Below are 12681 nucleotides of genomic sequence, written 5' to 3'. Positions count from 1 at the left end.
CGAGCGAATGGGATGGACTTTTAGTAATCGGGTCGTAACCGCCGGGTATGGGTACTATCGAGGAGCACACGGACGACGGCCACGGGGAGCACCACCTCCCGGCGACGGAGGACTGGCCCCACGGCTTCGGTGAGGCGAGTTGGTGGCCGTTCGTGACGGCCATCGGCGCCGCCGGCATCTACGTCGGGGCCGCGCTGTTCGTCCTCGCGGTCGGCGAGGAACCGCTCGTCAGCACGACTATCGGGGCCGCGGCAACGGTCGGCTCGGTCGGCGTCTTCCTCGTCGGCCTCTACGGCTGGCTCTACCACGCCTTCGTCTCGGACTTCTGGGAGCGGGGGACCGACGAACACTCCGGACGGACGCTCAAGTTCGCCATGCTGCTCTTTCTCGGCTCCGAACTCGCCACGTTCGGTGCCGGGTTCGTCTACTACTTCATCGTGCGTGGCACCGACGTGTGGGCGGCCTCGACGATTCCCGAGGTGTTCGGGTCCCTCGTCATCGTCAACTCCGTCATCCTCGTCATCAGTTCCGTCACGCTGCACTACAGCCACATCGCGCTGCTGAACGGGAACCGTTCGCGGTTCCTCAGGCTGCTCGGAGCCACGCTCGCGCTCGGCATCGTCTTCATCGGCGGGCAGGTCTACGAGTACTACGAGTTCATCGTCCACGAGGGCTTTACCATCACCGAAGGCGCCTACGGCTCGGCGTTCTACGGCCTGACCGGTCTCCACGGCCTCCACGTCACGATGGGTGCCGTCCTCCTCGGTATCGTCTTCGCCCGGGCCTACTACGGCCAGTACTCGCCCGAGCGACACACCTCCGTCTCGACGGCCTCGATGTACTGGCACTTCGTTGACGTGGTCTGGATATTCCTCGTCGTCGTCCTCTACGTCGGCGCGAATCTCGTCTAAGCCTTAACTCGACGCCCGCCCTTCTCGCGGTATGGACCGACTCGACGCCGGTGACCACTTCGACGTCCACGACTACCGGCACGGGCTGAAGCTCCTGCAGGAGGACCGCGGGACGATGACGCTCTCGAACCGGAACGACTTCGCGTGTCCCGCCTGCGGCGAGGCCTTCGACCGCCTGCTCGTCAGCGAGAAGCGACAGAACACGTTCGGCGACCCCGGCGGACCGTTCTGTCTGGTCCGCACCGACGACCAGCTGCTCCTGTTGACACACTGAGCCCGGAAAGCTTATTCCGGTCCTGACGGTGGTGCATCCATGCGCAAGCGACTCGCCGTCCTCGGATTGTGTGCCCTGCTCGCCCTCGGGGGGTGTGCGTCGGCCACCGTCGACGCGACCGTCGACGAGAGCGGGACCGTCTCGGCGTACGACGTGGAACTGACGATGAGCCCCACCGCCTTCGACGCCCTCCAGTCGAGCGCGGACGACGCGGGCTTTGACTCCGTGGAGGCGTACCTCCTCCGGAACACCAACACGAGCCGCATGGAGTCGTACGACTACAACCAGACCATCGAGGGCGACAACGTCACTGTCAACGCCCGCTTCGAGTCGTGGTCGCCCGGCCCCGAGAGCCCGGTGACCGTCACCACCGACGGCGGCAACGTGACCTTCGTTGACCGCACGTTCGTCACCGTCCAGGAGGAGGACGACGTGGCGCTGGGCGACGGCGTCGCCGTCCGCTACGAACTGACGATGCCGACCGACATCAGCGAGTCGAACGCGGACCTCGTGGAGAACCGCACGGCCGTCTGGGAGTACGCGGCCGACGACCCCGTCGAGGAACCCATCCGCGCCCGGAGCCCCGCGCCCACGTCGGCGTTCGGCCCCGGCTTCGGCGTGACGGCCGCGGTGATTGCGCTTGTCGGTGCCGGACTGCTGGCGCGGCGCAACGGGAACTGAACTGGCTCCTCGTAGTCGACAGTAGCGAACTATTCTGTGGCCGCGGCGAGCGCGGACGACGATTCAGCGGATGGTCTACACAGCGACTCGTCCGTGTCACTACGACACCTGCCCATTCGATGAAGACCCCGAAACGTGTGAGGCGGCGACGTGGAACGGTGCGTCTCAGTATCCGGGGTCAGTGAGTCCGCACGCGCTTTGTCGTGGATACGTCACCGCGGCCCGGAACGCCGGTCAGCCGAAGGGCGTGACGGGGGAGTGGTGAATATGACTGGCCGGGTGCTGGACAAACACTATGACAAGGGAACGCACGACGAGAAGGCGGAAAGAAGGCGAGAATATATTCGAGGTGTATAATTCAGAACACATCATAAAATGTAACTTTATAGTACTCTGAAGCCGAAAGTTTTAGATGTTCGTCATTTGTTCTCACGGTATGGCTGAACAGAAACATTTCGAGGTGCCACATTTTAATGCAGACCACCTGCCTGACCCGGAGGATGCTTATGTATGCTGGTTAGATTTGATGGGGACTCAAAAGATAATGACGCGTTCTCTGCATATCTCCTCAAATTTCATTTTCAAGCTCCATATTGCCGCTGAAAAAGCAAGCGATGCAGAAGGTGTTGAACTATATCCTGCTATGGATGGTGTATACGCCGTTGCAGAGAGAAGAGATGATTTGGAGATTTTCTTGGAAGAGGCATTGTCAAACCTTGCTAAAGTTGTTGTTGATACAGACAAATCCTATCATAGATTTGCTGTTCGTGCCTGTGTTGCCTATGGTCCGATATTACGAGGTCAAGATGTCCCCGACGTAGCAATTGATGACGGAAGTCTAAGCGAAAAAAGGCGAGAATATTTCGACTCACTATTGCTGGGTGTTCCAATAATTCAATCATTCAGAGCAGAGTCAAGTGCGCCACCATTTGGGGTCCTTATTGGCGAATCTGCACGTTCATTCGCTCCAAGCGAAGACTATTCGTTTAGTGTCAATTGGTGGCAATGGTATCATCCTCAGCGAGAGGATGTGAACTATCATGGGCTTGCTGAAGAGTTGTCTGAATCACTGGAGGAGTACTTCGATTGGTGTCTTGATAATAAACATGAGCTAGAATATAATGAGGATACAATCAAGGCCCACAAAGAGATGATGCAACAATACCTCCCCTGACATAATTTGCTCAAACCAGAGGGCGACACAACAGAAGGTCGTCAAGAGCAACAATTTGCACCGAAACGAACCGGCAAAACTGTCTGTGTAGCGGGGGCTGATTGAGTGAATCTGCGGCCCAATCATTAAGTAAGCGGGTCGCTGTCTGTCCATTTAGGCTGTTCCGAAGGAAAGAGCCGGTGGAGGGAGTTTGAACCACGGTCGTTCCGCTCCGCTTCACTCCCTGATTCAAATCCCTCTCTGGCTTTCGCTGCTCACGTATCGTTCGCAGCAGAAAGCCGGTGGAGGGATTTGAACCCTCGGCCTAATCCTTACGAAGGATTCGCTCTAGCCAGTCTGAGCTACACCGGCGCGCGCGGGCACACACGGCGGGTCACGCGGAGCGACACGTCATCGGAGTGTGCCAATTGCATCTGTCGATAGTGCCGATAACCGCAATAAGGATTGCGAATCGGGGCCGGGGAGAGAGCCGTTCTCACTCCTCGGCTGCGCCGACCACGGTGACCGGCACGTCGGCCTCAAGCAGGACCTGCTGGGAGACGCTCCCGAAGATGGCTTTGCCGGCGGGCGAGCGCTTGCGCGAGCCCATGGCGACGTGGTCGACGTCGAACTCGTCGGCGATGTCGAGGATGCCGTCGGCCGGCGGGTGCCGGGCCTCGGCGAGTTCCACGTCGATGCCCCGCTCTTCGAGGTAGTTCCGGACGAGGCGGACGGTGTCGACCCGCTCGACGTTTCGGAGTTCGTCGGGGGCGTCGGCCTCGTCGCCGGTCAGGGTGTGGGTCACCACGGCGGCGACGTCGTCGGCCGTCGCCGGCAGGTCGGCGACGAACGCCGCCTGTCCGCGGGCGCGGTCCGGGTCGTCGTCGACGGGGAGTAGGAGCCGATACATGTTACCCTCCGAGGTAGAGTTGGCCGACCTCGTCGTTGTTGAGGAGTTCGGTGCCGGAGCCGGTGAACTTGATTTCGCCGCTGGCGAGGACGAACCCGCGGTCGGCCACGGACAGCCCCTTCTCGGCGTTCTGTTCGACCAGCAGGAGCGTCGTCCCGAGGTCGTTGAGCTGTTCGATGCGCTCGAACACGTCGTCGATGTACCGGGGTTCGAGCCCGATAGACGGTTCGTCGAGCATCATCACGTCGGGGTCGACCATCAGCGCGCGGGCGAGTTCGAGCAGGCGGCGCTGGCCCCCCGAGAGGGTGCCGGCCTCCTGCTGGCGAATGTCGCCAAGCACCGGGAACTCGTCGTACAGCACCTCGGCGCGCTGGGCGGCCCGCTCGTCGTCGTCGAAGACGTACCCGCCCATGAGCATGTTCTCGTGGACGGACATCCCCGGGAAGACGCTGGCGTCCTGCAGGACGTAGCTCATCCCGTTGGCGAGGTTCTCCTGTGGCGAGCGCCCCGTTATCTCCTCGTCGCGGAGCGTGACGGTGCCGGCCTTCACGTCGGCGAAGCCGTAGATGCTCTTCATCAGCGTCGACTTCCCCGAGCCGTTGGGGCCGATGAGGCAGGCAATCTGGCCTTCCTCGACGGCGATGCTCACGTCGTGGAGGACGGTCGTGTTGCCGTAGCCGGCGACGACGTTGTCCATCCGGAGGATGGCGTCGTCGGTGCCGGCGTCGGTGTCAGATGTCGTCGCCACGCTATTCCCTCCCGAGGTACGCGTCGAGGACACGCTGGTCGTTCTGAATCTCTGCTGGCGTGCCCTCGGCGATGCGCTCGCCGTGGGCCAACACGTAGATGCGGTCGGCGATTTCCATGACGAAGTCCATGTTGTGTTCGATGAGGAAGATGGTCGCGTCCTCGTCCTCGTTGGCCGTCCGGATGTAGTCGATGAGGTTCTCCAGCATCGAGGGGTTGATACCCCCGGCCGGTTCGTCCATCAACAGCAGGTCCGGTTCGGCCATCAGTTCCATCGCGAACTCGATGAGCTTCTGCTGGCCGAAGCTCAGGCGGCCGGCGCGCACGTCCGCGAGGCCGCCGAGGTCGACGTACTCCAACAATTCGTCGGTCCGCTCCAGCAGGGAGTCGTCGGGCCGTCGGAGGAGGTTCCCCACGTCGGCACCGGCCTCCTGTGCGGCCAGCAGCAGGTTCTTCCGGACGGTCATGTCCCCGAAGATGCGCGTCTCTTGGAACATCCGGCCGAGGCCGGCCCGGGCTATCTTGTACTCGGGCCAGCCGGTGACGTCCTGTCCCTGCAGGAAGACCTGCCCCTCGTCGGCGCTGAGGGTGCCGGTGATGCAGTTGAACAGGGTCGACTTGCCGGCCCCGTTCGGGCCGATGAGGCCGACGATTTCGCCCTCGTGGACGGAGACGTCGACGTCGTCGACGGCGGTGAGGCCGCCGAAGCGCTTGGTGACGCCGTCGGTGCGCAGCACCGCCCGGTCCGGGTCGGCGTCGGCCGCGGCCGCGTCGGTGGCCTTACTCATCGGCGCTCACCTCCGAGTCGCCGCCGTCGGTGTCGGCGGCGGCCATCCCGCCGCGCTTGTAGTAGTCCATCTGACTGGCGTACTCCCGCAGCGTTCCGACCAGCCCTTCGGGGAAGCCGATGACGGTCACGATGACGACCGCACCGAGCAGGACCAACTGCCAGCCGACGAAGGCCGTCTCGACGATTTCGATGACGGTGTGCAGACCGAACGCGCCGAGTATCGGGCCGGCGACCGTTCCGGAGCCACCGAGCAGCGCCATCGCGATAAGTTCGACGTTCCACGCGGCGTTGTAGGCGGTCTGGGGGTTGATGAACGTGTTGAACAGGCTGTACGCGCCGCCGGCCAGCCCGGTAAACAGTGCGGCCAGCATCCACGCCGCCGTCTTGTAGTAGGTGGTGTTGAACCCCATCGCGGTCGCCTTCTCCTCGTCGTCCCGGATGGCGTTCAGGATGAAGCCGAAACGGGTGTTCGAGAGGTAGTAGACGACCGCCATCTCGGCGATCAGCACGCCGAAAAAGAGGTAGTAGAACACCGTTCCCGACGGGACCTGCAGGAGTATCTTCCCGCTGGCCCCGCCGGTGATGGAGAGGTTCCGGGATATCTGTTGGGCCGCCAGCAGGACGCCCAGCGTGGCGATTGCGAAGTAGTGCCCGCGCAGGCGAAGCACGACGGCCCCGATGGCCGCCGCGAACGTCACCGCCACGATGGCGGCCCCGACCATCGCAACCGGGAAACCGATTGCGAAGTCCTTGACGAGGATGGCCGTGGTGTAGGCACCGATGCCGAAGAAGGCCATGTTCCCGAAACTCGGGTAGCCGGTCTGGCCGCCGACGATGTCCCACGACAGCGCGAGGATGGCGAACAGGAACATCTCGGAGATGACCGTCATGTAGTAGCCCTGTTCGAGCCCAAGCAGCGGCGGGAGCGCGCCGAGGACGGCACTGGCCCCCAGCAGCTTCCACGCGTGAGCGTCACAGACCTCGAACAGCCGGTCGACGTAGTCCGGCGGGAGCACCGAGCGGAGCGCGCCACGGTCGCTCTCCGACTCCGTGCTCATTGCTCAGCCCCCTCGCCGAACAGGCCGTTCGGCTTGACCACGAGCAGGACGATGAGCAGAGTGAAGCTCACGGCGAGCGTCCACCGCGAGGAGACGAACCCTGCGGTCAGTTCCTCGACCGAACCGAGTAGCAGTCCGCCGACGAGCGCCCCCGGAATGGAGCCGACGCCGCCGAACACGACGATGACGAAGCTCTTGAGCGTGTAGATGAGCCCCATCTGTGGCTGGATGTTCAGGATGGTCGCGATGAACGCGCCGACGCCGCCGGCGATGGCTGAGGAGACGCCGAACGTCACCGCGCGGGTGTGTTCGACATCGATGCCGACCAAGGCCGCGGCCTCCGGGTTCTGTGAGACGGCGCGGATAGCGCGCCCCGTCCGCGTCCGCTGGAGGAAGGCGTAGAGGATGGCGGTCAGCACGATGGCACCGACGAAGGCGATCAGCTTCATCTTCGGAACGACGACGCCGGCGACGGTCAGCGACGGGTCGGCGAAGCCGACCTGAATCGACCGCGGGTTGGCCGACCACGCCTGAATCGCCAACTGCTGGATGGCGATACTCGCACCGAAGGTCACCAACAGCGTCAGGAAGATATCCGTACCGATGACGCGCTGGACCAGCGTCCGCTGGAGCGCGTAGCCGACGGCGAACATCGCGGCGATGGCGACCGGCACGGTCGCCAGAAACAGCACCGGCGACCCCTCGGCGTTGCCAGTGACGAAGCTCAGCACCCAGTAGGAGGTGTAACCGCCCAGCATCACCATCTCGCCGTGGGCGAGGTTGATGATGTCGACGACCCCCCAGATGAGCGCGAAGCCGACGGCTATAGCCGCGAACAGCGCGCCGATGAGCAGGCCGTTGACGACGAACTGCGTGAACGCCATCTGTCTCAGCGCTCACTCCAGTCGGGCATCGGGTAGATGGGGTCGGACTGGGCGACGTTGTCCGGGTAGGTTATCTGGAGCCCGGGGTCGGGCTGCCACTGGTAGACGAGCATGTTCTTGTTGATGACGCCGCTGTCGTCGAAGGAGACGGTGCCGTACACCGTCGAGAACTCCGCCTGCCGGATGTGGTCCCGGACCGGCGTCGGACCGAGTTCGTCGACGTTCTCGAAGGCATTGACGAACGTCTGGATGACGGCCTCGCCGGCGGCGCTGTGGTAGTCAGGCGTGTAGTCGTAGTTCTCCTCGATGGCCGAGACGAACTCGCCCGTCTGGCCGTAGGTCGGGTCCTCGAACTCGGCGTTGACCGCCCACGAGGAGGGGCCGTACATGTAGTCCCCGTTGGGGCCGACCTCGTTTTTGAACGACTCGTTGAGGCTGCCGACGGTCCCCATCGCCGCGTCGACGTTGACGCCTTGGCTCTCCATCTGGTTCGCCAGAATGATGTTGTGCTTCTGGTGGGCACACAGCAGCAGGATGTCGGCCCCGGCGTCGCGCACCCGGCCGAGGTTCGTCGAGAGGTCCGACGTGGAGGAGGGGAACGTCTGGTCGACGACCAGTTCGAGGTCGGTGTTCTCGATCTTGTTGCGCGCGCCCTCCGCGGTAGACTGGCTGAACGTGCCGTCCTCGGCGAGGATGGCGATGGACTCGGGGGTCGGGTCCTGGGCCAGACACATGTCGATGTAGCTGCCCGCGTACTTGTTGGCCGTCGGCAGGAGCCCGAATATCCACTCGTTGCCCTGCGCGAATATCTCGGGGCTCGCGCCGCCGCCCTCGACCATCGGCTTCTGGTTCTGGGCCGCGACGGCGCTGGCCGGCAGGGTCACCGAGCTGGCGTACGGTCCGAGGAGGTAGTCGACGCCTTCCCGGTCGATGAGTTCCTGATAGATGCTGCGCGAGGTGGAGGCGTCGGTGCCGTCGTCCCGGAGTATCATCTCCAGTTCGTAGGTGTTGCCGTCGCCGGCCTCGACGCCGCCGTTCTCGTTGATGCGCTGAATCGTCAGCTCGTAGGCGTCCTGATACAGCTGTCCGAGGTCGGCGTTGTCGCCGGTGAGGCTCATCGAGCCACCCAGCGTGATGGTGTCCGTACCACCGCTGCCGTCGCCCGTCGAGCCGCCCTCGGTGCTGCCGCCGTCAGAGCCACCGTCGCCGCTGCCACCGTCGGAACCGCCGTCACCGCCGCTGCCGCCGTCACCGGAACAGCCCGCGAGGCCGGTGAGCCCTACGACACCTGTGCTACCCGCTACCTTGAGGAACGTCCGTCGGTTCTGTTTGTCCGTCATGGTGGAACAGGTCGTGTATCAGTGATACACGGCCTTAGCGTACCGTTGGTATCCCGGCTAATAAATGTACATGATTGTTGTATACATGATTCCGAGTCAATTACCACAGGTTCCTACGTGAGAAACCGTGTGGCTTCGGAACGGGCGTCGCGGCGTGGCTAGCGGACTACCAGAGCACGCTCGGCCAGACGAACGAGAACAGCAGGACGATGAGAACCGTCAGGACGAGGGTCATCAGCGCGTTCAGCACCACGCCGGCGCGAATCATGTCGCGCTGTTCGAGGTGGCCGCTCCCGAAGACGATGGCGTTGGGCGGGGTCGCCACGGGTAGGGCGAAGGCGAAACTCGCCGCGATAGCGCCCGTGACCGTGAGGAAGATTGCGGCAGGAACGGGGGCGACGCCGAGCGTTCCGGCGAGGACGCTCCCGAGGCCGATGAGGATGGGTGCCAGTATCGTCGTCGTCGCCGTGTTCGAGGTCAGTTCGGTCGCCACCACCGCGAAGACGACGACGACGGCGACGACCAACACGAGCGGGGCACCGACCACCGCGTCGAACAGCGAGCGGGCGAGCCACGCGGTCGCGTCGGTCTCGCCCAAAGCGTCGGCCAGCGAGATGCCGCCGCCGAACAGGACGATGGTCCCCCAGTCGATGTCGACGAGGTTCTCCCAGTCGTCGGCGTCGGCCAACACCAGCGCGGGAATCGCCAACAGGCCGACGACGACGAAGTAGAGGACGCCGCGGTGACCCTCCAGCCCGAACAGGTTCGGCCCGTTCCCGCCGAACAGCGTCACCTGCCACGCGGGCGGGAGGACACCCTCGAAGAGAAAGCCCAGTCCGCCCAGAATCCACAGCGCGGCCGTGGCCGCGAAGATGTACGTCGCCCGCTTGGCGCGGGGCGACAGCGGTCCCTCCTCGGAGAGGAACTCCCCGGCCTGTCTGCGGGCCTCGGTCACGTCGTCTATCTCGGGCGGGTACAGCCGGAAGGTCAGGACGTACCACGTCAGCGGCAGCGTCACGACGACTATCGGCAGGCCGACGGCGAGCCACTGGGCGAAGGATATCTCGACGCCGGCGAGCCTATCGAGGAAGGCGACGGCGACGACGTTGGGCGGCGTCCCGATGAGCGTCCCGACGCCGCCGACGCTCGCGGCGTAGGCCGTCCCCAACAGCGTCGCCACGCGCATGTTCGACACCTCGTCCTCCGGCGTATCGCGGCCGACGACCTCCGCCAACACGCCCAGCGCGACCGGCGTCATCATCGCCGTCGTCGCCGTGTTCGACACCCACATCGAGAGGAAGGCCGTCGAGAGCATGATGGCGAGGACGAGCAGGCGCGGCGACCGCCCCATCCGGTTGATGAGATACAGCGCCAACCGCCGGTCGATGTCGTGGGTCTGGAGCGCCTCGGCCAGCATGAATCCCGCGATGAAGAGGAAGATGAGCGGGTCCGCAAAGCCCGACAGCGCCGCCTGCATGTTGTCGTAGACGCCGAAGACCGTCAGCGTCACCGGGATGAGCAGCGCTGTCACCGGGAGCGGGAGCGCCTTCGTCACCCACAGAATCGCCGCCAGCACCATCGTCGCCAGCGCCAACTGTGCGGCCCGGTCCAGTCCCGCCGGCGTCGGTGCAGCGATGACGGCCGCCGTCGCCGCCAGCGCGACGCACAGGGAGAGCGCCGTCCGCCGGGGCGTCGCTTGGGCCGCCCACGTCATACGCCACCTCTCCACATTCCGCGTGCCGCGAGCGGTCCGGTCGTCGACTCTGTCCCGTTCATATCAGAAGTTCGCCACCAGCACGCGGAGTTGATCGTCGGTCAGTTCCGCCCGGTAGAGGTCGAACAGCTGTCGGAGGCGCTGCTCGGAGAGGCTCCGAGTGTCGCTTTCCAGCATGGAGACGTGTGCTTGCATGATGTCGTCGACCTCCGTCTCGACCTCTCGCTGACCGAACCCGGCCGCGACCCGAAGGAGTCGCCACGCCATCGGAGAGATGTCTCGGACGTCTACGTCGTCGGCCGCGCCGGTTCCCATCTGTCGGTGTTTCCCACCATCGCACGAACTCACATAACTGTTCGTTTCGCGCAGCGGACCCGTCACGCGGTCAACCGAACGTCGAGCACGACGTTGAGTTCGTGGGGCGCGTACGAGCGGACGGTGTGGCGTGTCTCGACGGTGACTTCGTAGGCCGGCTCCGCGGCCGCACGAATCGCCCGCTCGCCCGGCCCGTACGGGTCGTCCTCGTGTTGGATGTCGTAGTAGTGGAGCGTGCAGTCGTCGCCGGCCAGCCCGACCGCGGTGTCGAGGAAGTCGTCGGCGCTGTGGGGGAGGTTCATCACGAGGCGGTCGGCCCACCCCTCGTAGTCGGCCGCGACCTCGCGTACGTCCCCGGCGATGCCGGTCACGCGGTCGGCGACATCGTTTCGCTCGGCGTTCGATCGAAGGTACTCGACGGCCGTCTCGTTGATGTCGGTCCCGACGGCGGTCGCGCCCGCTCGGGCGACGGGGACGACGAACGGCCCGACACCGGCGAACATATCGAAGACCCGCTCGCCCTCGGCGACCTGCTCGACGACGCGGTGGCGCTCGGTCGCCAGCCGCGGCGAGAAGTACACCTCGGCGAGGTCGAGCGCGAACGCACAGCCGTACTCGCGGTGGACGACCTCGGTGCCGTCGCCGGCCAACACCTCCCAGTCGCGTATCCGCGTCTCGCCTTTCACCTTCGACGCCCGGTTCAACACGGTGCGGGCCGGGATGGACGACTCGACGACCGCGTCGGCGAGTTCCCGGGCCCGTTCGGGGTCGTCCTCGTCGACGATAACCACGTCTCCGATGCGCTCGTAACTCGCCGTGAACTCGACGAGGTCGTCGGGCACGGTCTGGCCCTCGCGGACCGGCGGGTCGGCGGCGACGACGGTGAGGTCCGCGGGGACCGCCTCGCGGTCGGTCACCGGGATGTACAGCGCGCCGTCGTCGACGGTGATGTCGTAGCCGTCGTCGACCAGTCCCGCCTCGGCCAACCGCCCGCGGGTCCGCTCGCCGGCTGCCCGCGGGACGCGGACGCAGGGGACGCTCATACCCCGACTCCGCCAGCGCCGGCGGTAAGCCTGACGCTTCGCGCCCTTTATCCCCCGCGGCGACCCACTGGCGGTATGCTCACCTTCGTCGGTCTCGGCCTCTACGACGAGCGCTCGGTCACCGTCGCCGGCCGCGACGCCATCCGGGCCGCCGACCGCGTCTTCGCGGAGTTCTACACCAGCCGACTGGTCGGCACCGACCTCGAACGGCTGGAAGCGTACCACGACACGACCATCGAGGTCCGGGACCGCGCCGGCGTCGAGCGCGACCCCGCACCGGTTCTCGACGCCGCCGCCGCCGACGCTGACGTGGTGTTTCTCACCGCCGGCGACACGATGGTCTCGACGACCCACACCGACCTCCGCCTGCGGGCCGCCGAGCGGGGCATCGAGACCCGCGTCGTCCACGGCACGACCGCCCAGACCGCCGCCGCGTCGCTGACCGGCCTCCAGAACTACCGCTTCGGCAAGGCGACGACGCTCCCCTTCGAGGACGCCCACGGCGGCGACGGCGTCCCCGACAGCGTCGTCGACACCGTCGTCGACAACCGCGAGCGCGACCTGCACACGCTGGTCTACCTCGACATCAAGGTCGACGACCCCCACTGGGACGACAGCGACGACACGTACATGACCGCCGACAGGGCCGCGGCGCTGCTGGCCGACCCGTTCCCCGAGACGCTGGGCGTCGTCGTCGCCCGCGCCGGCAGTCCAGACCCCGTCGTCGCCGCGGACACGCTAGATCGTCTCGCCGCCGACTCGTTCGGCCCGCCGCTCCACCTGCTCGTGATTCCCGGGAGCCTCCACCCCATCGAGTCCGACGCGCTGTCGGCCATCGCCGGCGCACCCACGGACGACTGA

General features: G+C 65.2%; 14 protein-coding genes and 1 tRNA gene. 5 read left to right on the top strand and 10 right to left on the bottom strand.

Features of this window, described 5'->3' with window-relative positions:
* The first annotated feature begins 47 nt into the window (after positions 1 to 47).
* The 4 genes from ACV7JO_RS04435 to ACV7JO_RS04420 all read left to right on the top strand — a co-directional run bounded on the left by ACV7JO_RS04435 (position 48) and on the right by ACV7JO_RS04420 (position 3040).
* Complete coding sequence (locus ACV7JO_RS04435; RefSeq protein ID WP_470355141.1) at positions 48 to 911, top strand: cytochrome c oxidase subunit 3; 864 nt, start codon at positions 48 to 50, stop codon at positions 909 to 911.
* A 31-nt stretch (positions 912 to 942) separates the two neighbouring features.
* Entirely contained in the window at positions 943 to 1185 is a 243-nt protein-coding gene (locus tag ACV7JO_RS04430) for a DUF7385 family protein (protein WP_470355140.1), read from the top strand.
* 39 nt (positions 1186 to 1224) lie between these two features.
* Positions 1225 to 1866 carry a PGF-CTERM sorting domain-containing protein gene (locus ACV7JO_RS04425; protein WP_470355139.1) on the top strand — a complete coding sequence of 214 codons (642 nt, stop codon included), beginning with the start codon at positions 1225 to 1227 and terminating at the stop codon, positions 1864 to 1866.
* 436 nt (positions 1867 to 2302) lie between these two features.
* Positions 2303 to 3040, top strand: a complete 738-nt coding sequence (locus ACV7JO_RS04420; protein WP_470355138.1) for a hypothetical protein — start codon at positions 2303 to 2305, stop codon at positions 3038 to 3040.
* Between the two features lie 276 nt (positions 3041 to 3316).
* Here ACV7JO_RS04420 and ACV7JO_RS04415 read toward each other — a convergent pair.
* From ACV7JO_RS04415 to ACV7JO_RS04370, 10 genes are all read right to left on the bottom strand, one after another.
* Positions 3317 to 3391, bottom strand: a tRNA-Thr gene (locus tag ACV7JO_RS04415).
* Between the two features lie 124 nt (positions 3392 to 3515).
* Complete coding sequence (locus ACV7JO_RS04410) at positions 3516 to 3929, bottom strand: universal stress protein (RefSeq protein WP_470355137.1); 414 nt, start codon at positions 3927 to 3929, stop codon at positions 3516 to 3518.
* A 1-nt stretch (position 3930) separates the two neighbouring features.
* The gene (locus tag ACV7JO_RS04405) at positions 3931 to 4677 is read right to left on the bottom strand and encodes an ABC transporter ATP-binding protein (protein WP_470355136.1); all 747 of its coding nucleotides are present in this window, start codon (positions 4675 to 4677) and stop codon (positions 3931 to 3933) included.
* A 1-nt stretch (position 4678) separates the two neighbouring features.
* A complete protein-coding gene (locus ACV7JO_RS04400) occupies positions 4679 to 5464 on the bottom strand; it encodes an ABC transporter ATP-binding protein (RefSeq protein WP_470355135.1) in 786 nt (261 codons plus the stop codon).
* On the bottom strand, positions 5457 to 6524 hold the full coding sequence (locus ACV7JO_RS04395; protein WP_470355134.1) for a branched-chain amino acid ABC transporter permease: 1068 nt from the start codon (positions 6522 to 6524) through the stop codon (positions 5457 to 5459). The genes ACV7JO_RS04400 and ACV7JO_RS04395 overlap by 8 nt, the downstream gene beginning before the upstream one ends.
* Positions 6521 to 7408, bottom strand: coding sequence for a branched-chain amino acid ABC transporter permease (locus ACV7JO_RS04390; RefSeq protein ID WP_470355133.1), 888 nt, complete (start codon positions 7406 to 7408; stop codon positions 6521 to 6523). Before ACV7JO_RS04390 ends, ACV7JO_RS04395 begins: the two co-directional genes overlap by 4 nt.
* A 5-nt stretch (positions 7409 to 7413) precedes the next feature.
* The gene (locus tag ACV7JO_RS04385; RefSeq protein WP_470355132.1) at positions 7414 to 8748 is read right to left on the bottom strand and encodes an amino acid ABC transporter substrate-binding protein; all 1335 of its coding nucleotides are present in this window, start codon (positions 8746 to 8748) and stop codon (positions 7414 to 7416) included.
* Between the two features lie 166 nt (positions 8749 to 8914).
* On the bottom strand, positions 8915 to 10462 hold the full coding sequence (locus tag ACV7JO_RS04380; RefSeq protein WP_470355131.1) for an SLC13 family permease: 1548 nt from the start codon (positions 10460 to 10462) through the stop codon (positions 8915 to 8917).
* A gap of 63 nt (positions 10463 to 10525) precedes the next feature.
* On the bottom strand, positions 10526 to 10777 hold the full coding sequence (locus tag ACV7JO_RS04375) for a hypothetical protein (protein WP_470355130.1): 252 nt from the start codon (positions 10775 to 10777) through the stop codon (positions 10526 to 10528).
* Positions 10778 to 10839: 62 nt separating this feature from the next.
* Positions 10840 to 11820: a class I SAM-dependent methyltransferase gene (locus tag ACV7JO_RS04370; protein WP_470355129.1), complete on the bottom strand. Its 981-nt coding sequence runs from the start codon at positions 11818 to 11820 to the stop codon at positions 10840 to 10842.
* Positions 11821 to 11895: 75 nt separating this feature from the next.
* Between ACV7JO_RS04370 and dph5 the strand changes: the two genes are divergently transcribed.
* Positions 11896 to 12681 carry a diphthine synthase gene (dph5, locus tag ACV7JO_RS04365; RefSeq protein WP_470355128.1) on the top strand — a complete coding sequence of 262 codons (786 nt, stop codon included), beginning with the start codon at positions 11896 to 11898 and terminating at the stop codon, positions 12679 to 12681.

It is taken from the genome of Haloarcula sp. MBLA0138 (assembly GCF_055632455.1).
Note: the sequence above shows the minus strand (reverse complement) of the source record. Positions and strands in the feature narration are given on the sequence as shown.